The following is a 23,002-nucleotide window of genomic DNA, read 5'->3' as shown; positions in this document are numbered from 1 at the left end:
TGACACGTACTGCGTGACGCGTACTCCGTTATGGCGCACACTGTTGACCTGCGACGAAGTCGACAGGCGGCTGTCCGGAACCCTTCCGGACGCGATGCCGCGTAAGCCCCGGCCCGCTCGCAGAACTCCCTCGCCGTGAGATCCCGGGGGACCTCTTCTCAAGGCCCGGGAAAAGGAGTTCTGTTCAATCCCGCTGAGGTTCTGTGAACGGCGTATTGCAGGTTTGCTGAATCTGCGGGGAATGCGATTCGCCGCGACTTCCACCGGGCAGCCCAGCGGGTCGTGAGCGCGCTTTTCTCCTTACGTGCCGCACCACGGTCGCCCGATCCGAAACCGCCGCCGGGGTGCGGGCCGCCGCGTCCACGACCGCAGGCATCCGAGGACCCCCTCCCCATTCCGCACCGCAACCCGAGGTGATCACCGCATGGCCACCGTCCTGTCCGTGTCAGGAAGTCCGTCCCCCACGTCCCGAACCGCCCGTCTCCTGCGCCATCTTGACGGTGCGCTCGCCGAACAGGGCCACACGGTGGTCCCGCTGGACGTGCGTACGCTGCCCGCCGGGCCGCTGCTGAACGCCGAGTTCGGGCACCCGGAGATCGTCGCCGCGATCGATCTCTTCCGGCAGGCAGACGGCGTGATCGTCGGCACTCCCGTCTACAAGGCCGCGTATTCGGGGCTGTTGAAGTCCCTGCTCGATCTGCTGCCGCAGTTCGCGCTGGAGGACAAGACGGTGCTGCCGCTCGCCACGGGCGGAACCACCGCGCACGTACTCGCGATCGACTACGCGCTGCGGCCCGTGCTCGCCTCCATGGGGGCGGGGCACATCGTGCAGGGCTGGTTCGTACTGGACAAGCACATCGCCGTACGCGAGGACGGGGCCGTCGCCCTCGACCCGGGCACGGCACAGGCGCTGGACCAGGTCCTCGCGCAGTTCTCGGCGGCGCTCGGGCGCAGCGGGCTGCGAGCGGCCGCGTGATCGCGGCGGCCCCGAGGGCTCACGGACCGGGAAACAGCGACGGGACCAGCACGCACACCGGAACCGGCGCGGCCACCGGCACCGGCACGATCGGCACCCTGAGGCCCCGCACTCCTCCCCCGGTCCTCTCGACCAGTGCCGGCGCGCTGTCGGCGGCCGCCCTTCCCGTGGTGCGTACGGACGTCTCCGATCCCCTGGTACGGCCGCTGCTGCGGGGGGGATGCCGCCAGCCGCCCGCGTCACAGATGTGGTGAGGCGGGCGGCGACGCCGGGACGCACGAGGGCGTCCAGTCGATGATGGCCACGGCGGCGCCCGCGGCCTCCCGGCCACGGCACCGGTGGTGGTGGCTGCGCTCGATGTCCTCGACGCACAGGTGCTCGTGGAAGGCGGGCTCGTCCCGCAGCCGCCGTGCGTACGACCACAGTCGGGTGCGGTCCGCGATGCGGTGCACGGCCGCCGCGTCCAGATGCCAGCGGTGCACGGTGTCGAGCTCCAGCAGCGCCACCCACAGATGTACGTCGGCCGCCGTCAACTCCTCGCCCATCAGGAACGGTTGGTCCGCCAGGATGTCCTCCACCCGGTGCAGCGCGGAGAAGAGGGTCCGCAGAGCTTCGACGCTCTCCCCGTCGTGCCGTCCTGCCCGCTGCGCGGCGGCCGTGAGGTCCTCGTCCAGGAACCGCGTCATGGCCCCGATCTCCGCGTCGGCGGCGGCCGGATACAGCTCAGGGCCGCTTCCGCGGAAGCGGACGGCGAGATCGCGCATGATGTCGGGCGCGTGGTTGCTGACGATCCGTCCGGTCCAGCCGTCGCTCAGCACGGGGGCGGCGGCCGGTCCGGCATGGCCGTGCCAGGTCGCCTCGTAGAGGGGAGCCAGAGCCGCGTATCCGCCGGCTGCGTCCGGCAAGGCGGGAAGCAGCGTGAGGGGGACGGTCTCGCCGAGCGACAGCAGGCTGTGCGTGACGGCGATGCGCAGACAGTGCGGACAGGAACGCGAGAGGTACAGCTGATAGCGCTGGGGAGCGGCGTAGAAGCCGCTGGCGGGGCCGGGGCCGATCCTTCCGCGGATCGCGTACGCGGTACTGGACGTCATCTCGCTCGGCATGACTCTCCCTCGGAGTGCGGCGACGGGCGCGCAGAAGCAGGCGGGAAGCAGACGGCGGAAAGCCGGACGGAACAGGCAGAGCAGGCGGTGCGGAACGGCGGCGCGCCTCGCGCGTCACATCAGCCGGGCATCGGCTGCACGGAGCGGGGGCGGCCCAACTGCCGTGTCACGCCAGGGGACTGCATGCGCTGCACACGCGCAGCAGATCGATGTGCCGCCGGGACGTCAGCGTCCGGATGCCGGTGGCGCGGGGGACGCCGCTCGTTCGGAAGGCGCCGGGGATGCGGGCGATACCGGGGGTCGTCTTGCGCCCCGAACCCGTCATGGCACACCACCCGTCATGTCTGGAGACCCGCGACCGGGATCCGCCCACGGGACCGGGCGGACCGTTCCCGGGATCTATGCCCCTGCCGGCCACGGTCCACGCACGGGCGAGGACTTCGCGGAGGAACACCGGGAGAACGCCCGACCCCCGTGCCGGTGCACGAGGGTCGGGACCGGGAGTTCGCCCAGCGGCCTCCGGCGGCTGCTCACCTCTGCGCCAGGGCGGCCCGCCGCAGCGTCGCGACGGCCCGGCCCGCGCGGTGTGCCCGGCAGAGCGCGAACAGCGCGGCGCCGCCCGCGAATACGGCGAGCACGGGTTCGAGCATCAGGAGTACGCCGCCGAGGACGACGCCCACGGCGCCGAGAACATGCCACTGCCGGGCCGAGGTTCGGTAGCCCTCCAGCGACCGCTCCACCTCCGAGCGGTCGATGTCGCGTACGGGCGCCGCCGCAGCGCCCGTCGCCGGGGCACCCGGGGACGGCGCGGCCGCGTCCCGCTCTCCCTCGTGCACGCCGAGCCAGAAGTTCACGGCCGCGGCCACCGCGAACACGGCGGCCCACAGGGGCACTTCCTGCCACGCCCGGACCCCCGCGAGTCCGAGGAACCCCGCGCCGATCGCCACGTAGCGCCACTTCAACGGCCGGTTCACGAGACGACTCCCACGAACGAGAGCATCGCGACGACGCCGCAGACCGTCAGGAACGCCGAACCGACGGCCACGAGCCAGCGCACCAGCGGGCTCATCCGGTACTCCGCCGGCATGTTGACCTTGTCGACGTAGAGGAGCCCCGCCCCGTAGATGCCGCACGCGAAGACTCCGCCCACGATGGACGCGGGCGTGATCAGGTCCACGAAGTCGGCGCCCGTGGCGATCATCAGCAGGGCGCCGATGCCGGTCCACACGTAGACGTACGGCCTCGTGCCGCGCTGCCCGCGCGCCCTGACCTTCTCGGAGACGGCCGAGAGGCTCTCGTACGTCGACCACGAGTACGCCTCCCACAGGGCGTAGACCGTGCCGAAGAGGACCATCACGATGGCGACGATGTAGAAGTACTCGAACATCTGGGCAACCGAGGCGAGGAACTGCGACTGGTACGTCAACACGTCGTTGCCCTCGGGGACTTGCTGCTTCTCCCCGAGTATCGCCGCGCCGTTGATCATGAACGCGGCCGCGATGACGACCAGCGCCAGGAACGCCGCCAGCATGTCGTAGAGCGGAGCGCGGCTCCACGCGCGGGCCTTCGCCACGTCCTCCGGAGCGGTCGAGAGCGGAATCCGCTCGCGCGCCTCCATCCTGGCGAGCCGCCGGCCGATCGCGTCGACCTCCTGATGCCCGAGCATTCCCCACTTCTTCTCGCGGAGCATGCCGGTGTAGCCGATGTAGTCGTACATGCCTCCGCCGAGGCCGCCCATGAACACCACGAGTTCGACCCAGACCGAGGTCTCCGTGACGTCGGGGTACTTCTCCGCGACGAACGGCGCGTACTCGAAGCTGCCGGGGAGGAGGCCCTTGAGCACGCCCAGCCAGTCGGGCTGCGCGACGAAGACGGCCACCAGGACGAGCACCACCATCAGCCCCGCGATGGCGACCTGCACGCGCTCCAGCATCGCGTATCCGCCGACCCACGACAGGACGGCCGCGAAGAGGAGGATTCCGACGGCGTAGGCGGTGGCGTTGCCCGCGCCCTGGGATTCGAGGAAGTCGCCGAGCGCGACGGAGACTCCGCTCGCCCAGCCGGGGAACGACGCCAGGCAGATCAGCGCGAGCAGCACCGGGAACCAGCCCCGCGGCCCGGGCATCACCTTGGCGAAGCGCGACATGGGGTGCTCGCCGGTGAGCGTGATGTGCCGGTTGGACGCGTAGACGAGGGCGCCCTTGGCGATCGTTCCCACGACCACCGCCCACAGGACGGTGTAGCCGAAGACGGCTCCCTCGCGTGAGGCGAGGATGGATTCGCCGGTCCCGATGGTGAGGGACGCGATGATCGCGCCGGGGCCGAAGAACTTGAGAACCGTGGCGATGCTGAAGCGTCCCCGGTGAAGCTCCGTCGGCGGCTCCGGGAGACGCAGAGCGGAGTCCGCGTTACGACCGATTTCCTCTGTGGCCATGGCAGTCCAGACGATCGTCTCGTATATCCTATAGGATACGTTCGGCGCTCGATTATTCGAGCGAGTCGGCTGCGCCGTCAAGGGAGTTGACCGCTCCGTTTCCGGCGCGCGAAGACCCGCTCTCAGGAGATTCAGGGGGAGCCACCATGGATGTGCCACCTGCCGGAACGGCACACGAGAGAGCGGCCACGCCGCTGCCCCGCCGTCAGATGCTCACGGACGACGTCCACGAGGCGATCAAGGCGCTGATCATGGACCACGCCATCGCACCGGGCGCACGGGTCTCGATCGACGGCCTCGCGCGCCAGCTCGGGGTCTCCCCCACTCCCGTACGCGAGGCGCTGGCCCGGCTGGAGACGGCGGAGCTCGTGGTCAAGGAGCCGCTGCGGGGATACCGGACGACGGCCCTGCTCGACCGTGAACAGCTCGCCGACCTGTACGGGTTCAGGCTTCTCATCGAGCCGTGGGCGGCGGCGCGCGCCGCCGAGAGAGCGGACGAGCAGGGCCGCGAGAGGCTCCGCGCGGAGATGGCGGCCTGCGACGCCCCCCGCGAGGCGACGTACGACGCCTACAAGGCGCTCGCGGCGCACGACACCCGATTCCACATCCTGGTCGCGGAGTTGGCGGGAAGCGCGCAGGTGCGGCTCGCCTTCGAGCGCACGCACTGCCATCTGCACATCTTCCGGCTCTACTACGACCGCGGCATCGGGCAGCGGACGCTGGAGGAGCACCGCGCGATCACCGGCGCGGTCCTGTCCGGGGACTCAGAGGCCGCGGAGGCGGCCATGCGGAAGCATCTCGAGACCGCGTACTACGAGCGGCTGCGGCCGGTCACGGAAGGCCCGGAGCCCGGCTCTTCCTGAGGGCTCCGCGAGAGCCGGTCATGCGTACCGGGGCGACTGCGCGGACGGCACCTCGTACGCGTCCTGCCGGTCCAGCCATCCCGTGGTGATGAGGTACTGCCCGAGGATGTAGCCGGCCATGATCAGCAGCTCCTGCGAGGGCACCTTGCGTCCGGCCGCCTGGAGCCCGATCAGCAGGTCCGAGCCGACGAACGCGGCGGCGCCCGCGCCCACTCGGCCGCCGACTCCGAGCGCCGCCGCGCCCATCAGCGTCAGCGCGAGGCTGTAGCCCGCGACGGGCAGCCGCAGCCGCTTCTCCAGCGTCGGGGCGAGTACGGCGTTCACGGCGGCCCAGCCCGCGAGGCAGCCGGCCGCGGTCCAGGGCTTGCGGCGCAGCGAGCGCAGTCCCCCGAGTCGTGTGTAGCCCGCGGTGTAGCTGACCTGTGTGCCGAGGAAGGCGGCCATGCCGAGGAGGAAGGCCGGTTCGTGCTCGTCGAAGAGGAGCGCGGTGTCCCCGGCGGTGGCGAAGCCGAGGCCGGCGACGAGCGGTGCGGGCGCGGGAGCCCGTTCGCCGGAGCGGCGCCGCAGTACGTACGAGGCGAGCGCGGGCATCAGCAGCGGCTTGGCCGCGCGGCGCAGCCCCCGCGTACGGTCGCTCGCGACGGCGGCCAGGTCCGTGGCGGCCAGGGCGCCGAAGGCGACGAGAGCGCCACGGCCGTTCCCGTCGGGCCGGACGGTGCGCGCGGCGGCCTCCGCCACCGCGCTGCGGACTCTGTGCCGGCCGTGGCGCCCTGTGATCTTCATGCGGGCAGTCTTGCCGGGGTCGCACAGCCGGTCAACAGGGCCGCCGCGGGGCCGGAAGGGACGCACATGCGGCGGCATTCGGTCGAAGTGGGCGAGTGGCGCGACCAGGCCGGGCGGGCGCGTTCCTACGGTTCGTCGTGAAGGGCCGGACCGGCCGTGCCCCGTCCATGGATCGGAGCCGCTGATGCCCCTTGCTCCCCCGCGTACGCCGACGCCCCGTCAGCTGCCGCCCGGACGCCGGGCGCCGAGCGGCCTGCGGTGTCCCGCGGACGGTCCGCTCCGCTCCCCCGCCGGCGCACGGTGCGGCCGCGGTCCGCGTCCCACGACGCCGGAGAGGACGGCGTGACCCCGCCGATCGTCGTGCATCCGCCCGCCACCGGGGGCGGGCGCCGCGTCACCGCGCACACGGAGCAACTCGGCGTCGCCTTCCGCCCGGAGGACGTCAGCGAGTTCCTCCGCCAGGCGGGACTGAGCGAGGACGAGATCCAGCTCGACGATCCCAACCTGATCGAGTGGCGCGGCGGCGGTCCCGACGTATGGGCCGGCTGAGCGCGGCCGCATCTCCGCCCGACGCTCCGTGAGGACTCAGCAACCCCGCCACCGTGACCGAAGAGGACGGAACATCCCATGCAGAAGATCACCACTTTCCTCTGGTTCGACGACCAGGCCGAAGAGGCCGTGCAGCACTACACGTCGATCTTCCCCGACTCGCGCATCGTCGACGTGCAGCGGTACGGAGAGGCCGGGCCCGGCGAGGCGGGCACCGTCATGACCATCGCCTTCGAGCTGGCGGGGCAGCGCTTCACCGCGCTCAACGGCGGCCCGGTGTTCACCTTCAACGAGGCGGTCTCGCTGTACGTGGACTGCGCCGACCAGGCGGAGGTGGACATGTACTGGCAGAAGCTGGGCGAGGGCGGCGAAGAGGGCGACTGCGGCTGGCTGAAGGACAAGTTCGGCCTGTCCTGGCAGATCGTCCCGAGGGTGCTGACGGACTTGCTGAGCGACCCGGACCCGGCGAAGACGGCCCGGGTGATGAAGGCCATGTTCGGCATGAAGAAGCTCGACGTGCAGGGCCTGGAGGCCGCGGGCCGGGGGTGAGCGCCTGCCTCGGTCACGCTGACCGACGCCGTACGGGTGCGGCACGAGGCCCTCGCCTCGTGCCGCACCCGTACGCTGCCGCGGGTGGGGCCGCGCGCGAAGGGAGCGACCGATGACGCCTGATCAGTGGGCGACGATCCGACGGCTTGTGGAGTGGCTGGACTCAGCCAACGGCGACGGCGAGCGGGAGACCGCGATGCGCCTGATGAAGCTCGCCGAGGAGTCCGGCGAGGTGATGCAGGCGTACATCGGCGCGACGGGCCAGAACCCGCGCAAGGGCCTCACGCACACACCGGCCGATGTGGCGGCGGAGTTGTGGGACGTCATCCTGACGGCCGCCGTCGCACTGCACCGCTTCACGGACGATCCGGCCGGGGCGCTGGAGTCGAAGATCCGGGAGGTGGCGCGGCGTTCGCTGCCACCGCAGCCCCCGCGGGCCCCGGAGCATCCGAACTCCCCGCGGCCGCCGCGTCCTCCGGGGCAGGCCCGGGTGTGACGGCCGCCGGGCTCACGTCGTCCGCCGCGGAGGCCAGGGCGCCTTCCGTGTCCGGAGAGAGCGACTTCTGGGCCCGTCCCATGGCGATCAGCACGACGACCATGACGGCGGGGCACAGCGCGAACGTGGTGAACGCACCGGACGTGCCGAGGCCCGCGTCGAGAAGGACACCGCCGAGCCAGGGCCCCACCATGGCACCGACCTTGGCGACCGACGACGCCCAGGCGGCGCCGTTGGCGCGTATCGCCGTGGGATAGAACGTGCCGGCGATGCTGGTGATGCCGCCGTGGCCGCCGTTGATGAACATCTTCGCGGAGATGACGACGATGATGTACAGCACCGGGCCCGGCGCCCCGAGTCCCAGCATCAGCATCGCGGCCGTCGCCGCCAGCGGCATCCACAGGATGCTGCCGACGCCTCGCCGGTCCACGAAGCGGCTGATCGCGAGCTGTGCGGCGGCTCCCGCGACGCTCGCGGCGGCGGCGATGAGGGCGGCGGCGCTCACGCTGAAGCCCATCCGCTCGTTGATCATCGGCGTCCAGAAGACCATGAAGTAGATCAGCGCGGACGAGCACACGTACACGATCCACAGCAGCGGGGTGATCCGGGCCAGCGAACCGCGGAAGAGCGTGATGGGGGTGAACTTCCGTCCTGGCGTGGGCGGCTGGGGATCGCCGGGCACGAAGTGCGCGCCGGGGGCGACGGGTTGGCCGGGCCAGAGCCGGGTGAGGATCGCCGCGATCCGCTGGTCGGCGTCCGGACGGCCGCGCTGTGCGAGGAACTTGACGGACTCGGGGAGGTAGATCGCCACCGGCACGAGAGCCAGCAGCGAGCAGACGCCGCCCGCGACGAAGACGGAGCTCCAGCCGTGGCCGGGCACCAGCAGGTTGGAGACGGGCCCGCCTGCGGCGCCGCCCAGCGTGTATCCGACCATGATCACTGAGATCGCGGTGACGCGGACCCTCTTCGGCGCGTACTCCGCAGCCAGCGCCCACGACAGCGGGAGCACTCCGCCGAGGAAGAAGCCCGAGACGAAGCGGAGCACGAAGAGATGTGCGTAGGTGTCCGCAAGGGCGAAGGCCATCATGAAGACGCCGAAGCCGGCGACGCACACCACGATCGAGGGCTTGCGGCCGAAGCGGTCGCCCAGGTAGCCCATGCACAGCCCGCCGACGAGCGTGCCGAAGAGACCGACTGTGCCGAGCGTGCCCAACTGCGTGTCGCTGAGCCCGAAGTCTCCCTTCAGATACGTGGCGGTGAAGGACAGGATCTGGAAGTCGAAGCCGTCGAGGAAGGTGATCAGACAGCAGACGGCGAAGACCCGGTACCAGGCCCTGCGGCCCTGTTGCTTCTCGACGAGCGGGGCGAGTTCCACCACGGGTGGCGCGGCGGGCCCGCCCGGGGAGGACGGTGCGGATGACATGGGATGCTCCTCGTCATTGAGGTTGCGCGGGGTTCGGGGGATTCGCGGAACTCGGGAGACCCGCGCGCCCCGCGGGGTTCGGGGAATTCAGGGATTCACGGGACGTGCGGGGACGCGGGATACACGGAGACCAGGCCGTGGCCCGCGTCGGCGGCGTCGACGCGGACGAAGTCGCCGGTGCGGATCGCGGTGAGCGGGTCCTGGTCCAGCCCGGTGACGGTGGGGACCCGGGTGACGACCGCACCGAGGGCGGCCTTCGTGGTGGTCGTGACGTAGACCATCGCGGCCGGCGCGGTGCCGAGCAGGCGCGTGGACTGGAAGAAGCCGGCCCACCCCGAGGAGCCCTTGGCCCCGGGGAAGACGAGCACCCTGCCGGCGAAGCACTGCCCGTACAGGGGGTGCCGGCGTTCGATGATCACGCCGCGGGCGGGGTCGATGCCGCCCCAGCCGGAGATCGTCGCCGTCGATACGAGCGCCTCTCCTTCCGCCGTGCCGGGGACGACCGTCCTGCCGCGCAACTCCAGTGCGGCGCGGTCGTGCCGGCCCGCGTCCCCGGGTGATGCCTGATACGCCTGAGTGGATCGCGGAGTCATCGCAGCTCTCCCTTCCAGCGGCCCGTGACGGCCGCCGATACGCAGTCCTCGTGTGTGCCGAACCACGCCTCGATGCCGAGGATCGCCGGCAGATAGTGGGCCTGCTTCGCGGAGTCGGTGGCGAAGACCCTGGTTCCGGGGGGTGCCGAGCGCGACATGGCGGGGCACGAGTCGGTGAGCACGCGCCCGCCGGCCCGTTCGATCGCGGCCGTCCACCCGTTGCGGTCGGCGGTGGCGCGCAGCGCTCTGGGCACCATCAGCCACAGCTGGGTCCCGGAGTGCAGCGTGCGGCCTTCCAGCAGCCTTGCGGTCTCGCGTACCTGGTCGAGGGAGGCGTGCGGGCAGCCGAGCAGCACGAAGTCGACTTCGGTGCGGTCGCCCTGGGAGTTGAGGTCCTCGTAGACGGCGCGGCGTTCGCGCGGCCCGTACGGTACGGCCTCGGGCACCGGGGCAGCCGTCCCGAACGCGGCCTGGGTGGTGGGGGCTTCGGGTGTGATGCCGGGCAGGTGGTAGATCTCCACGCCGCCGGACGAGGCCGCCGCGGCCCCGAAGTGCTTGAGGTCGAGCAGGTCCGGCTGCCCCAACTCGCCGGTGACGACGGGGCGTTCGTCCTCGACGAGGCCGCCCGCGAAGTAGCCGAGCATGCCCCAGTCCAGCGGCCCGTCCACCTTGGTGCGGGCCTCGATGAGGTGCGTGCCGCGTCGGTTGTCCGGGTGGTGGTTGCCCCAGCACGGGATGCGGCCGGTCAGCGACGCGGCACCGGTGGAGGCGGTGCCCTCGCAGTTCGTACGGGCGCCGAGCACGGAGTTGGCGTACACGACCGCGGAGGACTCCATCCACGCGAGGTGCTCTCCGCGCACGGGGATGTTGCCGACCTGGTAAGGCGTGCATGTCGCGAGGATGTTGACGCCCTTGCGGCCGTAGAAGGACTCGGCGTCGCTCTGGAGCTCGATCATCTCCTTCGGATACGGGGCGATGCCCTCGGAGTCCGGTCCGAAGGACTGCTGGAGCTGGCAGGTCGGAACCCGCATGGCGGGGATCTCCAGATCCTCGTCGGAGTCCAGGTTGATCACGGCGTACGCCTTGTCCCAGCCGCCCTCGCGCACGAGTTGCGCCTTGACCGGCGAGGGCTGGGTCATCGTGCCGGCGACGTTGCGCACGTCGCAGAGCCTCTCGGCGTCGAGCGCGCGGCCGTAGCGGACGAGGAGGTCCATGGCCGCGGCGGTGGCGGCGCCGTCGGCGCCGTCCAGCATGGCCTTGTCGGAGTCTGTGAGCAGCATCAGCGGCGTGCCTCCTGTGCGCGGGGCGAGAGCACCGCCCCCTCCTGGAGGGGACGTACCGTGCGCCGGTAGACCGAGAGCCAGCCGCGAGCGGCCGCTCCGGTCGCCTCCCCAGCAGGTTCCGGCTCCGGCCGGGCGGTCAACTCCTCTGCGCGCCGGGCGAGTTCGTCGTCCGGTACGACGAGGTCGGCGCGGCGCGAGGCGAGGTCGATCGTGATGGTGTCGCCGTCCCGCACGAGCGCCAGCGGCCCGCCGTCCGCGGCCTCGGGCGACACCTCGCCGACGACGACGCCCTTGTTGACGAGGCCGGAGAGCTGCCCGTCGGTGACCACGGCCACCTGCCCGGTCAGTCCGGCGCCGTCCAGGGCGAAGACGGGGCGCGAGGCCATGCCCATGCCGGGCGTGCCCCTGGGACCGAGCCCGCGCAGTACGAGCACGTCTCCCGCCCGTACGGCGCCCTCGCGCAGGCCGGCGAGGGCGGCGAGCGGGTCCTCGTAGACCTTGGCGGGACCGGTGAAGGAGGTCTCGCGCTGCTCGTCGACGGCGAGTTTGACGATGCCGGTGGCGGGGGCGAGGCTCCCGCGGACGAGGACGATCGTGGGACGGCGCCCGAACGGCCTGTCGGCGGGCCGGATCACGCGTCCGTCCGGGTCGGGCGCCGCGCCCAGGTTCTCGCCGAGGCTGCGGCCGGTCACCGTCTTCGCTCCGGTGTGCAGCAGATCTCCGAGGGCACGCATCACGGTGGCCGCTCCGCCCGCCGCCTCGAACTCCTCGATGGAGTCGGGGCCGTTGGGCCGCACGGCGGCCAGCAGCGGTACGGAGTCGGCGAGCCGCTCGTAGAGCCCGTACACGTCGACACCGGACTCCGCCTCCTCGGCGATGGCCTGGAGGTGCTTCACGGAGTTGACGGAGGCGCTGACCGAGAGCATCAGCGTCACGGCGTTCTCGAAGGCCTGCGGCGTGAGCAGGTCCCGGGGCCGCAGATCCTCGTGCACGAGCGCGACCGCTCGATGGGCGGCGGCCCGCACGTCGTCCAGCATCCGGGGGCTGCCGGCGAGGACGGGCGTCGATCCGGGCAGCGCCATGCCGAGCGCTTCACACGCCATGTGCATGGAGTTGGCCGTGCCCATGCCCGCGCAGACCCCGGGCCCGGCGACGGCTTTCTCGCTCATGGCGGTGAGCTCCTCCAGGGAGAGCCGCCCCTGCGCGTGGTGCCCGGCGCCGAGGAAGACGTCCTCGATGTCGCAGTGCCTGCCGCGGTGGGTGCCGCACGCCTGGTAGCCGCAACCGACCATCACCGTGGGCACGTTGATGCGGGCGGCGGCCATCAGCTGGCCGGGCGCGGTCTTGTCGCACGAGGCCAGGCAGACCATTCCGTCGAGCTGCGCGCCCTCGACGGCCGCCTCGATGTCGTGGCTGATCAGATCGCGGGCCGAGAGGATGTAGCCGCCGCGGCCCCCTGCGCTGTGGATGAAGTCGCTGGGCGCGACGGTACGGATCTCGAAGCCGAGGCCGCCCGCCTCGGCGACGGCCTCCTTGACCGCCTGTGCCACCCCGTCCAGATGGCTGTAGCAAATGGCCAGCGAGGACGAGGAGTTGACGATGGCGATCTTCGGCTTGGCCATGTCCTCGTCGGTCAGCCCAAGGGCGCGCCACTGTGCCCGGCGCACCGCCCAGGGTGAGGTGCCGGGTGGGTAGTTGCTCCGCAGTTCCGTCATCGCCTGCTCCTGCTGCTCGGTACTCGTCCGGACGTCGGCAGTCGGAATCCGGTGGTGGGTGGTCGGAGTTCGGTGGTGGGAGTTCGGAGGTGGGACTTCGGGGTGGACGGTGGGAGGCCGGTCCTCGGAGGACGGGGCCCGAAGGCGGTTTCCGGTGGCCGGACCGGTGGCCGGTGATCGGTGCTCGGTTCTCCGTCCCGGCTCTCCGTCCCCGCCGTGTCAGCCGACGAGGTTGTCGGTGAGCCGCCCTCGGAGTGCCTGCACATCGATGTCGTGCACGCTGCCGTCACCTCCCGCGAGGTCCAGTGCGTGCGCGGCTCCCGCACCCATCGCGGCGCACGGCCCCATGACGCGGACGCTGGAGAGCGCGGCGGCGTCGCCGTCCGCGCAGCGGCCCGCGGCGACGAGGTTGTCGGCGTCCGGGGAGAGCATCGAGCGCAGCGGCACGTAGTGCATGTGGTCGGCGTCGAACATCTCCCATACGTAGCCCTCGGCGCGGTCGTGCAGCTCGATCGGCCAGGCCGTGCGGGCCACGGCGTCGGGGAAGCGGGTGCCCGCGCGCACCTCGCCGAGGCTGAGGGAGTGGACCCCCTTGATCCAGCGCGTCTGGCGGCGCCCCGGCAGCCCGTACGAGCGCACGCGGGCCTGCCCGAAGGCCTTGGGGTACTCGGTGCGCAGGAACTCGACGACCAGGTCGGCCTGTTCGCGCCCTTCGAGCTGTGCCTGCGCGGCGCGTACGGGGTCCAGCGGCGCCTCGATGTGGGTCATGTTCATCACCGCCGTGTTGCGGCCGGGGAAGAAGAACGCGAGCCCGTCGTGGCGCAGCAGCCCGTACTCGGGGGCCTTGCGGGCGACGTGCTCGGCGAGTTCCTCCCGTCCCGGCTGGTGCCGCTCGTCCAGGTGCTCCAGCACGATCTGCTGCGAGCCGTAGATGGTGCGCTCCGGAACCCGGCACGGCAGTCCCGCCTCCCAGGCGAGCGCGGCGTCGCCGGTCGCGTCGACGAATCCCGGCGCGGCGACCCGTACGTCTCCGAAGCGGGTCGCGAAGGCGACCTCGCGGATGCGGCGGCCGTCGCGCTCGACGCCGGTGATCGAGGCGCCCAGGACGACGCGCACGCCCAGTTCGCGGATCCTCCGCTCGACCCACCGGCCGAGGGCGACCTCGTCATAACTGACGGTGATGGTGTGTCCGCGGTTGAAGTGCAGGTCGCCGGCCGGCCCGAGGCTGTCGAAGATCTCGTCGAACATCCCGTGGGTGAGCTGACGGTACGCGGGCGCGTTGCCGAAGACTCCGCAGAAGAGGCCGATGAGGGAGTTGACCATCTGCCCGCCGAGCACCGGCAGGCTGTCGACCAGGACGACGTCCCGTCCCAGCTGGGCCGATTCGATCGCGGCCGACAGCCCGGAGACGCCGGCCCCCACGACGCACACGTCCGCGCCCAGGGAGTGGACCGCCGGGCCCGGTTCCTTGGTGACGGTGTGCAGGGTGAGTTCGGTGAGCTCGTGGGGCATGCGGCCTCCAGTGGTGGGGTGCTGCGGCGCCGTGGTACGCGGGGGAAGGCGCCGCAGCACTGCCTCGCGGGGCAGGTTAGGAAGGCAACTTCCGGAAAGGGAACGTCCGGTTCAATAGCCTCTTCGGCTGGCTGTCATCAACGGCGTTTATGGCGGAGGCCTCCGCACCAGGTCAGGCGGGCAGCGGGCGGCCGGTCACGGGGCGGCCTCGGCCGCCGCCCGCGCCACCAGGTCGCGGAGCCACACGTTCGCCGGGTCCTTGTCGTAGACGGTGTCCCACCACAGCAGCTCGTCGATCTCGTCGACCGGTACGGGCCACGGCAGGGCCCGCACACCGCGCTCGGCCGGCAGCCGGGCCGCGAGCCGCGCCGGGTACAGCGCCACCCGCCCCGTACCGGCGATGAAGTCGGGCACGGCCCGGTAGCTCTCCACGCGTACGGCGATCCGCGGCCGGATGCCCAGGGCGGTGAGCTGCCGGGTCGCCGGCGACGCCGAGGGATAGCCGGCGTCGCGGTGGTACGGCACCACCCACGGCAGCGGCGTCAGGTCCTCCAGCCCGAAGGAGTCCGCCTCGCACAGCGGATGGTCGGCCGACAGCAGGCACATCCAGCGGTCGGTGAAGAGGTGCTGCGAGCTGACCGGCGTGCGGAAGTGGCCCAGGCGCGGGGAGACCATGCCGTCGACGAGCCTGATGGTCTCGACGATGTCGCCGCCGATCGTCTCCCGTACGAGCCGCATGTGCAGCGCGGCCCGCGGCGCCTCACGGGCCAGGAGCCGCGAGAGCCGGTCGCCGAGCACCGTCGCCGGGTAGTCGGACATCAGCAGCGTGAACTCGCGCCGGGAGTCGGCGGGTTCGAAGGCGCTGCCGGTGGCGAAGAGGCGCTCGGTGGCGGCGCACACCGTCTCCACCTGCTCGGTCAGCTGCGTGGCGAGCGGGGTGAGGACGTACACGCCGCCCGTGCGCACCAGCAGTTCGTCGCCGAAGTGCCGGCGCAGCCGGGAGAGCGCCGCGCTGACGGCGGGCTGGGAGACCCCGAGGCGCCGCGCCGCCCTGGTGACGTTGCGCTCCCGGAACAGCTCGCGCAGCGTGACCAGCAGGTTGAGGTCGAGATTGGCGAGGTGTGCGGGCGTACGCGCCGGAGGAGCGGCCATGCGTTGCAGCGTGGTCGGTGACTCTCCGGGCGGCAAGACTCCGGCGGCAGAACGAGGCTCCCGGCGGCACATGGGCCACGGGGCGGGGCGCCCGCAGGCGGGCCGCGCGGGCTCCGGCCGCCTGCCGCTCCTTTCGCAGCTCACGTTGACGGACGGCGCCCGCCTGTCTAGCTTTTCGCCGGGGCGGCCCGGTCCGATTCGTCCGAGGGAGATCCACATGCACCAGGAGAACCGGGCCGCGACGGGCACCGGCTCGGTCACGGGCAGAGCGCTCGGCGTGCTGGAGGCCTTCTCGCCGGCCGCCCCCGTTCTCACGCTCACGGAGATATCGCGGCGCACGGGGCTGCCGCTCACCACGGCGCACCGCCTCGTGAACGAACTGGCCGGCTGGGGCGCCCTGGAGCGCGGCCCCGAGGGCGGCTACCGCATAGGCCTGCGTCTGTGGGAGATCGCGGCGCTCGCGCCGCGGGGCCTCGGCCTGCGCGAGGTGGCCCTCCCCCACCTGTCGGACCTCGCGCGCGTCACCGGCGAGAACGTGCAGCTGGCGGTACGTGAGGAGCTGTGCGTGGTGTACGTGGAGCGGCTGGCGGGCTGCGCCTCGGTGCCCGTGCTCACGCGGGTCGGCGGCCGTTTCGCGCTCACGCCGACCAGCGTCGGCCGCGTACTGCTCGCGTACGCGTCCGCGGACGTCCAGGAGCGGGCGCTCGCCCAGCGACACGTGCGCTACACGGAGCGGACCGAGTGCGATCCCGCGCGGCTGCGGCAGGTACTGGCCGAGGTGCGGCAGACCGGCGTCGCCGTGTGCGAGCGGCAGGTGACGATGGACAGCGTGTCCGTGGCGGCCCCGGTGCACGGCCCCGGGCACGAGGTCGTCGCGGCCGTCTCGGTCGTCGCCCATGTGGAGACCGTCCCCGCGCACACGCTGGTGCCGCTGGTGCAGGTCGCCGCCGCGGGCATCTCGCGGGCGCTCGGGGCGGTGCCGCCTCCGCCCGGCGCGCGTGCGCGCAAGCGCCACCTGGGAGCGGGCGGATCCCGTATCCGTACGGACCGGAAGGTCACGCGGCCTTCCGGGGCCCCGGACTCGCCGATGTCCACCGGCACCGGTCCGTAGGGGAGACAGACGGTGGACCGGATTCCGCGAGCGCGCCCGCTCAGGGCGGTGTGATCGCGCCCAGCAGTGCGCGCGCACACAGGTCGCGCACGTCGTCGCGTGCCATGCGCGGCTCCTCGTCGAGCCACTCCAGGCACACCGTCACCATGAAGGAGAGCCAGCCGCGCACGGCGATGCGGAGCGTGGGCAAGTCACGGGCGACGCCCGCGACTTCGGGGTCGGCGGCGAGCGCATCGAGGATCTGCCGCTCCTGCGCCGCCAGGCCCTGCCGGTAGACCCTGCGCACCGCGGGGTCGCCCGCCGCCTCCGCCCGGTGGAAGGCGCGGAATCCCTGGGCGTGGTTCTCGACGTACTCGAGGAAGCGGTCCAGCCCGCTCGTCAGCTGCTCGCGTGCGGGCACCCCGGGGACGGCGGCGGTCAGCCGGAGCATCCGCCGGCTCTCCCGCTCGACGACGGCGGCGAAGAAGTCGTACTTGGTCGGGAAGTAGTGATAGAGCAGCCCCCGCGAGACGCCCGCGATCTCGGCGACCTGCTCGATCGAGACGTCCTCGTGCGGCCTGCTCGCGAACAGCCGCGCCCCTACGGCCAGAAGCTCCTCGCGACGCTCTTCGGTGCTGAGCCGGCGGCGCGTGCGCTCCCCCTGCTTCTCGCCCATGAGCGGCACTTTACTTGACGTCCGTACGGCGGCCCGCCCAGACTGGAAGCCTTATTGAACCGATGTACAACAAGCCATGCGGGCCTGCGGTACGGGGAGTTGAGGCGGATGGTTCAGGCACGGGAAGCGGCTGGCGGCGCCACGGGCAAGGGGTTCCGCAGCGCCCGGCTCGGCTGGCCCGAGCTGCACCGCATTCCGCATCCGCCGCGCCGGGTGCCCGTACTGGGCGACGTGCTCGGCGCGAGCGTGCGCTCGCCGGTGCAGGACTCGATGCGCATCGCCCGCGAACTGGGGCCGATCTTCCGGCGCAAGGCGTTCGACAGGGAGATCGTCTTCGTGTGGGGCGCGGACCTCGCGGCCGAACTCGCCGACGAGTCCCGCTTCGCCAAGCACGTCGGCCTCGGGGTCGCCAACCTCCGCCCGCTGGCGGGCGACGGTCTCTTCACCGCGTACAACCACGAGCCCAACTGGCAGCTGGCGCACGACATACTCGCGCCGGGCTTCAGCCGCGCGGCCATGGAGGGTTACCACCCGCTGATGCTGGACGTCGCACGGCAGCTCACCGGTCACTGGGACGAGCGGAGCCGCACCGGAGACGCCGTGGACGTGCCGGGCGACATGACCAAGCTGACGCTGGAGACCATCGCGCGCGCCGGCTTCGGTCACGACTTCGGCTCCTTCGAGCGCACGCGCCCGCACCCCTTCGTCACGGCGATGGTCGGAGCGCTCTCGTACGCGCAGCGCCGCAACGCCGCGCCGCCGCTGATCGGACCGCTGCTCCAGCGCGGCGCCGCGAAGCGCAACGCCGCGAACCGCGACTACCTCAACAGCACCGTCGACGAGGTGATCGAGGCGCGCAGGGGCGCCGACGCGACCGCCTCGCACGGCGATCTGCTGGACCGCATGCTGGAGACGGCCCATCCCGAGACGGGAGAGCGCCTCTCGCCGCAGAACATCCGCCGCCAGGTCGTGACCTTCCTCGTCGCCGGGCACGAGACGACGTCGGGGGCGCTCTCGTTCGCGCTCCACTACCTCTCCCGGAACCCGGACGTACTGGCGCGGGCACAGGCCGAGGTGGAGGAGGTCTGGGGCGACACGGAGGAGCCCGCGTACGAGCAGGTCGCGCGGCTGCGGTACGTGCGGCGGGTCCTCGACGAGTCGCTGCGGCTGTGGCCGACCGCGCCCGCCTTCTCGCGGGAGGCGCTGCACGACACGGAGCTGGGCGGAGTCCATCCGCTGCGCAAGGGCGCCTGGGCCCTCGTACTGATCATGATGCTGCACCGCGACCCGGCCGTATGGGGCGAGGACGCGGAGGAGTTCGACCCGGACCGCTTCGAGCCGAAGGCGGTGCGCGCCCGGCCGCCGCACGTCTTCAAGCCGTTCGGTACGGGTGCGCGGGCATGCATCGGGCGGCAGTTCGCCCTGCACGAGGCGACGCTGGTGCTGGGACTGCTGGTCCGCCGCTACGACTTCCGGTCGGACCCCGCCTACCGGCTGCGCGTGAGCGAGCGGCTCACCCTCATGCCGCGGGACCTCAGCCTGCATCTCACGCGGCGCACGCCGGTGCAGGCTCCGGCGGGGGCGCGCGGCTGACCGGGCTCGCCACCGGGGGCGGTGCGGAGCCGGAGCAGGGTGTCCGAGGCCCGCCGCCCCGGTCTCAACTGCCCTGTACGGCGGGCGAGTCGGCGGTCAGCGGCGTGTCCCAGTCCAGCTGCCGCGCCAGTTCGCTGTCCCCGTCGGCGGCGGGCCGCCCCGCGGCGGAGGCGGTGCGGCTCTTCCACTTCGCGCGGTAGTTGTTCAGCGTCCGCTGGAGGCGGCTCGGGGCCCGACTGGGCGTCAGCCGGGCGCTGTTGACGATGTTGCGCTCGACGCGGGGCCTGCGCAGCCGTTCGTATCTCTCCAGCGCCGAGCGCGTATCGTCCGCGTCCCGCAGGGACTTGGCCAGCACCACCGCGTCCTCCAGCGCCATCGACGCGCCCTGCCCGGTCGCCGGTGAGGCCGCGTGCGCGGCGTCGCCGACGAGCAGCATCCGCTCCGTGCGCCACCGCGTGACGGTCGACAGATCACGGGCGTTGGTCACCATCAGCCTGCCGTCCGTCGCCGCGACGATGTCGGCGGCGGGCGTCGCGTCGGGCCGCAGCAACGGCAGGAGGTGATCACGCCAGTGGGCGGGCGCGGTGTCCGCGATCTCGGCGTCGCTCAGCTCCTCCGCCGATACGCGGGCGAACCAGAAGGTCTCCCCGGCCGGGGAGACCGCGTACCCCATGGCGGCCGTGCTGCCCCGCAGCATCTCGATGCGCCCCGGCTCGTTGGGCGGCGCTGCGTCGGTGGTGTAGCCGTAGAAGACGCGCTGGCCCGCGTAGCGCGGGCGGGCGGCCTCCGGGTCGGTCAACGGCCTTACGACGGAGTGGATTCCGTCGGCGCCGAGAAGCAGATCGCCGCGCTCGGTGCTGCCGTCGGCGAACTCGGCGGTGACGCCTTTCTCGTCTTCGCTCGCCGTGACGAACCTCCGGCCGTGGTGGACGGCGATCCCGCGGCGTACGGCCTCCTCCCGCAGCACGGCGCCGAGTTCGGCCCGGCGCAGGCACCGGAACCGCCTGAGCGGGTCGCCGGTCTCCCCCAGCGGCACGGTGGAGACCACCGAGCCGGTGTCGCCCGTGAGGCGCATCGACGTCAGCTCGAACCCGATGCCGGCGACCGCCTCCGCGGCGCCGAACTGGGCCAGGGCGAGCATGCCGTTGCTCGCGAGGGTCAGAAACGCGCCGATGTCGGCACCGCTGTCCGGATGGGCCTCGTGGACGCTCACTTCGATGCCGGCCTTGTTCAGCGCGAGCGCCGCGGCGGTTCCGGCGATGCCGCCACCGATGATCAGGATCCGCATCTTCGAAGCCCTCATTCGCTGGTCGGTCGGTGCGCCGGCTGCCGCGGCCCGTCCACGAGCCGTCTCACGAGCGGGAACGTCGCGCACCGACGGCAGCCTGCCGGCCGTGCGCCCGTGCCCGCCGGGGTGAACGGTACCCGCTGCCCGGGTTCCGCATCCGGCCGCCCGCGGCGGTCGCTCACTCCGTCGCTCACTCCACGGCTGAGTGATCCGAGGCCGGTATACCAGGGCCTCACCGCGGACGGGCGGTCGTTCTGCCACGCGCACGAGACCGGTGCGACAGCCGGCCGCCCACTCGATCCGGACCCGGGATCCCGGTCGTCGACGGGGAGTTGACGGCCGTCGGGACGTCGTCGAGGCCGAGTCTCCCTGACCGCCGACGCGGGTCACGTCCTCGACGGTGGTCGAGCTGCCCGCACGGCGCGCGGGCCGCCCGCCCCGTTCGGCACCGTCCGTCCAGCGGTCGCGCCGTGCGGCCACGCGCCCGGCCGCCTCATGTGTCCCGGGAACGACGGGCGGCCGCTCCCGGCCTGGCTTCGCAGGCCGCGGCGAAGCAGGTCCGGGAGCGGCGCCCCTCGCTGGGCCGGATTGCGCTTGGACGGAACCACGCTCCCCCGCAGCACGATCCCGTACCCCCCAAGCCCGGCCCCGCCCCGGCAGGTTCGCGGGCCGAACTCCGGTCTGTAGAGCCGGTGTTCGGCATCACGTTGACACTATGTCCTTGTGAGCTTCAAGCCGCAAGCTTCGTTCTGATATTTTCAAAGCAAGTCGCAAGGAAAACGCTTGTGTTGACGCTCACGCAGCTGCCCCGTGCGGTCTGTCCGGATGGGTGACCCCCTGCGGCCCTTCGTCTGGAAGCGCTCACATGTGTCTCGTTGCCGGCCGCACCACCGCGTACGTGCTTCGACCGCGCACGTACCCGATCAACCTGCGTAAGGAGTTCGGAAGATGAACCCTGATGCTGTAACCGGCCGCGACACCGGCCGCCTCCGCAATGGGATGCCCGCACGTGAACTGGGCGCCGAAGGCTGGCACAAGCCCTGGAGCGGGCAGAACGGCGGTGCCTGCGTAGAGGCGAAGAAGCTGCCCGACGGACAGGTGGCGCTGCGCCAGTCCACCGATCCCGACGGGCCCGTCCTGCTCTACACCCCCGAGGAGATCACCGCGTTCATCGAAGGAGCCAAGGCAGGGGCGGCCGACTTCCTCACCGCCTGAGACAGTGAGCGCCGCCGGAGCCGTGCAGGGACGGAGTCCAGCCGGCGGCGCTCACACAAGGGCACCGGCCCTGCGCCGAGCCGCCACCGATGGCCGCACGACCAGCACGTCGGCTTGCCCTGGAGCGCACTCCAATTCGTAACGTTCGCTCCATGACCACCACCACACCCCAGCACAGCATCGGATCGGGCTTCGGGGCCCACACCACCGCGGCCGAAGTCCTGCGAGGAATCGACCTGTCCGGGAAGCTCGCCGTCGTCACCGGCGGCTACTCGGGCCTCGGCCTGGAGACGACGCGGGCCCTCGCCGCCGCCGGCGCCCATGTCGTGGTGCCCGCCCGGCGTCGCGAGGCGGCGCTGGAGGCCCTCCAGGGAGTCTCCGGCATCGAGGTCGACACGCTCGACCTCGGCGACCTCGAGAGCGTCCAGGCCTTCGCCGAGCGTTTCCTGGCGACGGACCGCGGCATCGACATCATGATCGACAGCGCCGCCATCATGGCCTGCCCCGAGACGCGTGTGGGACCGGGCTGGGAGGCCCAGTTCGCGACCAACCACCTCGGTCACTACGCACTCGTCAACCACCTCTGGCCGGCCCTCGTGCGGGACGGCGGCGCGCGCGTCGTCTCCGTCTCCTCCAGGGGGCACCACCGCTCCGCGATCCGCTGGGACGACGTCCAGTTCGAGCAGGGCTACGACAAGTGGGCGGCGTACGGGCAGGCCAAGACGGCGAACGCCCTCTTCGCCGTCGAACTCGACGCGCTGGGCCGCGACTCGGGCGTACGGGCCTTCTCGCTGCACCCCGGCGGCATCCTCACCCCGCTCCAACGCCACCTGCCCACCGAGGAGATGGTCGCCGCCGGGTGGATCGACGAGGACGGCAACCCGCTCCTGCCTTCCTTCAAGACGCCCGAGGAGGGCGCGGCGACGCAGGTGTGGGCGGCGACCTCCCCGCAGCTGGACGGCATGGGCGGCGTCTACTGCGAGGACTGCGACATCGCCCCGTACGCGTCCGAGGACGGGGCGCCGGGCGTGCCCGGCGCGGCCTCCGGCGTGCGGAAGTACGCGGCCGATCCGAAGGAGGCGGCACGGCTGTGGGCGCTCTCGGCCGAACTGACGGGCGTCGACGCGTTCGCGGGACGGGCGAAGAGCTGAGCGCCGGGCTCGCGGCTCCGCCGGATCGAGGCGCGGGGCCGCGAGCCGTGCGGAACACGTCCGCCCGCGGCGGACCCGGCACCGCGGGTCCCGCGCCCGCGCCCGAACGGCGCGTCCAGGACCGCCGGACGACCGGCCGGCCGCCGTGACGGGGCGGCGCACACCGCTCGCGACACGGAACCCGTATGGCGCAGGCGCCCCCGGTCCCCTTTCGGCTGACGTGCCGTCCGCTCGCGACCGCGCGGCGGCTGCGGCGACCGTCTTCCCTCCCTCGCAGCGGCCACAGCGGGCCACGGCCACCACACGGGAGGCACGCACCGGCCGTGCCCTCGCGGACATCTGCCTGACCGTCAGCTGACGGTGCACCAACCTGCGCTTTCAGTGGGCCGACCACAGGAGGCGGAGCCCGGTTCGCTCTGCTACAGGTGATTCGTGATCCGCGTTTCTTTCAGAACTCCGAGAAAGTGGCAACGCGTTGCCCCGATGGGGTTGTCGCGTTCATGGCGCCCTGCCTTTACTGGCGGAGCGCGGAATCCGATTTCAGCCCGTGCGGGGAGA

21 protein-coding genes and 1 pseudogene are annotated in these 23,002 nt (G+C 72.1%); 9 read left to right on the top strand and 13 right to left on the bottom strand.

Features of this window, described 5'->3' with window-relative positions; all coding sequences use genetic code 11:
* Window positions 1-424 precede the first annotated feature (424 nt).
* Complete coding sequence (gene ssuE / locus QQM67_RS09375; protein ID WP_314173213.1) at window positions 425-976, top strand: NADPH-dependent FMN reductase; 552 nt, start codon at window positions 425-427, stop codon at window positions 974-976.
* A gap of 239 nt (window positions 977-1,215) precedes the next feature.
* On the opposite strand, the gene QQM67_RS09370 is transcribed toward ssuE, so the two are convergent.
* The 4 genes from QQM67_RS09370 to QQM67_RS09355 form a co-directional block, all read right to left on the bottom strand.
* Window positions 1,216-2,079, bottom strand: a complete 864-nt coding sequence (locus QQM67_RS09370; RefSeq protein ID WP_314173212.1) for a glutathione S-transferase C-terminal domain-containing protein — start codon at window positions 2,077-2,079, stop codon at window positions 1,216-1,218.
* 166 nt (window positions 2,080-2,245) lie between these two features.
* Window positions 2,246-2,404, bottom strand: coding sequence for a hypothetical protein (locus tag QQM67_RS09365; RefSeq protein WP_314173211.1), 159 nt, complete (start codon window positions 2,402-2,404; stop codon window positions 2,246-2,248).
* A 205-nt stretch (window positions 2,405-2,609) separates the two neighbouring features.
* A complete protein-coding gene (locus tag QQM67_RS09360; RefSeq protein ID WP_314173210.1) occupies window positions 2,610-3,053 on the bottom strand; it encodes a hypothetical protein in 444 nt (147 codons plus the stop codon).
* On the bottom strand, window positions 3,050-4,513 hold the full coding sequence (locus tag QQM67_RS09355) for an Nramp family divalent metal transporter (protein WP_314173209.1): 1,464 nt from the start codon (window positions 4,511-4,513) through the stop codon (window positions 3,050-3,052). Before QQM67_RS09355 ends, QQM67_RS09360 begins: the two co-directional genes overlap by 4 nt.
* 146 nt (window positions 4,514-4,659) lie before the next feature.
* On the opposite strand from QQM67_RS09355, the gene QQM67_RS09350 reads away from it, so the two are divergent.
* A complete protein-coding gene (locus tag QQM67_RS09350; RefSeq protein WP_314173208.1) occupies window positions 4,660-5,376 on the top strand; it encodes a GntR family transcriptional regulator in 717 nt (238 codons plus the stop codon).
* 18 nt (window positions 5,377-5,394) lie between these two features.
* Here the strand turns inward: QQM67_RS09350 and QQM67_RS09345 are convergent, their stop codons facing one another.
* The gene (locus QQM67_RS09345; RefSeq protein WP_314173207.1) at window positions 5,395-6,159 is read right to left on the bottom strand and encodes a lysoplasmalogenase; all 765 of its coding nucleotides are present in this window, start codon (window positions 6,157-6,159) and stop codon (window positions 5,395-5,397) included.
* 342 nt (window positions 6,160-6,501) lie between these two features.
* Here QQM67_RS09345 and QQM67_RS09340 point away from each other — a divergent pair, with 342 nt between their 5' ends.
* The 3 genes from QQM67_RS09340 to QQM67_RS09330 all read left to right on the top strand — a co-directional run bounded on the left by QQM67_RS09340 (window position 6,502) and on the right by QQM67_RS09330 (window position 7,753).
* Window positions 6,502-6,708 carry a hypothetical protein gene (locus QQM67_RS09340; RefSeq protein ID WP_314173206.1) on the top strand — a complete coding sequence of 69 codons (207 nt, stop codon included), beginning with the start codon at window positions 6,502-6,504 and terminating at the stop codon, window positions 6,706-6,708.
* 78 nt (window positions 6,709-6,786) lie between these two features.
* Window positions 6,787-7,257, top strand: coding sequence for a VOC family protein (locus QQM67_RS09335; RefSeq protein WP_314173204.1), 471 nt, complete (start codon window positions 6,787-6,789; stop codon window positions 7,255-7,257).
* 112 nt (window positions 7,258-7,369) lie between these two features.
* Window positions 7,370-7,753, top strand: coding sequence for a MazG-like family protein (locus QQM67_RS09330; RefSeq protein WP_314173203.1), 384 nt, complete (start codon window positions 7,370-7,372; stop codon window positions 7,751-7,753).
* Window positions 7,754-7,856: 103 nt separating this feature from the next.
* On the opposite strand, the pseudogene QQM67_RS09325 reads toward QQM67_RS09330, so the two are convergent.
* From QQM67_RS09325 to QQM67_RS09300, 6 genes and pseudogenes are all read right to left on the bottom strand, one after another.
* Window positions 7,857-9,176 (bottom strand): annotated as a pseudogene (locus tag QQM67_RS09325) (MFS transporter); the annotation flags it as partial.
* A 95-nt stretch (window positions 9,177-9,271) separates the two neighbouring features.
* Complete coding sequence (locus QQM67_RS09320; RefSeq protein ID WP_314173202.1) at window positions 9,272-9,769, bottom strand: aconitase X swivel domain-containing protein; 498 nt, start codon at window positions 9,767-9,769, stop codon at window positions 9,272-9,274.
* Window positions 9,766-11,049, bottom strand: a complete 1,284-nt coding sequence (locus QQM67_RS09315) for an aconitase X catalytic domain-containing protein (protein ID WP_314173201.1) — start codon at window positions 11,047-11,049, stop codon at window positions 9,766-9,768. Before QQM67_RS09315 ends, QQM67_RS09320 begins: the two co-directional genes overlap by 4 nt.
* The gene (gene ilvD / locus QQM67_RS09310) at window positions 11,049-12,767 is read right to left on the bottom strand and encodes a dihydroxy-acid dehydratase (RefSeq protein WP_314173200.1); all 1,719 of its coding nucleotides are present in this window, start codon (window positions 12,765-12,767) and stop codon (window positions 11,049-11,051) included. The genes QQM67_RS09315 and ilvD overlap by 1 nt, the downstream gene beginning before the upstream one ends.
* 219 nt (window positions 12,768-12,986) lie before the next feature.
* Window positions 12,987-14,279, bottom strand: coding sequence for an FAD-dependent oxidoreductase (locus tag QQM67_RS09305; protein WP_314173199.1), 1,293 nt, complete (start codon window positions 14,277-14,279; stop codon window positions 12,987-12,989).
* A gap of 195 nt (window positions 14,280-14,474) precedes the next feature.
* Entirely contained in the window at window positions 14,475-15,431 is a 957-nt protein-coding gene (locus QQM67_RS09300; RefSeq protein WP_314173198.1) for a LysR family transcriptional regulator, read from the bottom strand.
* 217 nt (window positions 15,432-15,648) lie between these two features.
* On the opposite strand from QQM67_RS09300, the gene QQM67_RS09295 reads away from it, so the two are divergent.
* Window positions 15,649-16,542: an IclR family transcriptional regulator gene (locus QQM67_RS09295; RefSeq protein ID WP_314173197.1), complete on the top strand. Its 894-nt coding sequence runs from the start codon at window positions 15,649-15,651 to the stop codon at window positions 16,540-16,542.
* Between the two features lie 40 nt (window positions 16,543-16,582).
* Here the strand turns inward: QQM67_RS09295 and QQM67_RS09290 are convergent, their stop codons facing one another.
* Window positions 16,583-17,197, bottom strand: a complete 615-nt coding sequence (locus tag QQM67_RS09290; RefSeq protein WP_314173196.1) for a TetR/AcrR family transcriptional regulator — start codon at window positions 17,195-17,197, stop codon at window positions 16,583-16,585.
* A 108-nt stretch (window positions 17,198-17,305) separates the two neighbouring features.
* Here QQM67_RS09290 and QQM67_RS09285 point away from each other — a divergent pair, with 108 nt between their 5' ends.
* Window positions 17,306-18,790 carry a cytochrome P450 gene (locus tag QQM67_RS09285; RefSeq protein WP_314173195.1) on the top strand — a complete coding sequence of 495 codons (1,485 nt, stop codon included), beginning with the start codon at window positions 17,306-17,308 and terminating at the stop codon, window positions 18,788-18,790.
* A 64-nt stretch (window positions 18,791-18,854) separates the two neighbouring features.
* On the opposite strand, the gene QQM67_RS09280 is transcribed toward QQM67_RS09285, so the two are convergent.
* Window positions 18,855-20,078 (bottom strand): FAD-dependent monooxygenase, encoded by a 1,224-nt coding sequence (locus QQM67_RS09280; RefSeq protein ID WP_314173194.1) that lies wholly within the window; start codon window positions 20,076-20,078, stop codon window positions 18,855-18,857.
* 948 nt (window positions 20,079-21,026) lie between these two features.
* Here QQM67_RS09280 and QQM67_RS09275 point away from each other — a divergent pair.
* Window positions 21,027-21,293, top strand: coding sequence for a DUF397 domain-containing protein (locus tag QQM67_RS09275; RefSeq protein ID WP_314173193.1), 267 nt, complete (start codon window positions 21,027-21,029; stop codon window positions 21,291-21,293).
* Between the two features lie 152 nt (window positions 21,294-21,445).
* Window positions 21,446-22,444 carry an SDR family NAD(P)-dependent oxidoreductase gene (locus tag QQM67_RS09270; protein ID WP_314173192.1) on the top strand — a complete coding sequence of 333 codons (999 nt, stop codon included), beginning with the start codon at window positions 21,446-21,448 and terminating at the stop codon, window positions 22,442-22,444.
* The last annotated feature ends 558 nt before the right edge of the window (window positions 22,445-23,002 follow it).

This window comes from Streptomyces winkii, from assembly GCF_032248595.1.
GTDB lineage: Bacteria > Actinomycetota > Actinomycetes > Streptomycetales > Streptomycetaceae > Streptomyces > Streptomyces winkii.
The sequence above is the reverse complement of the archived record's forward strand: the minus strand, read 5'-3'. Positions and strand labels throughout refer to the sequence as shown.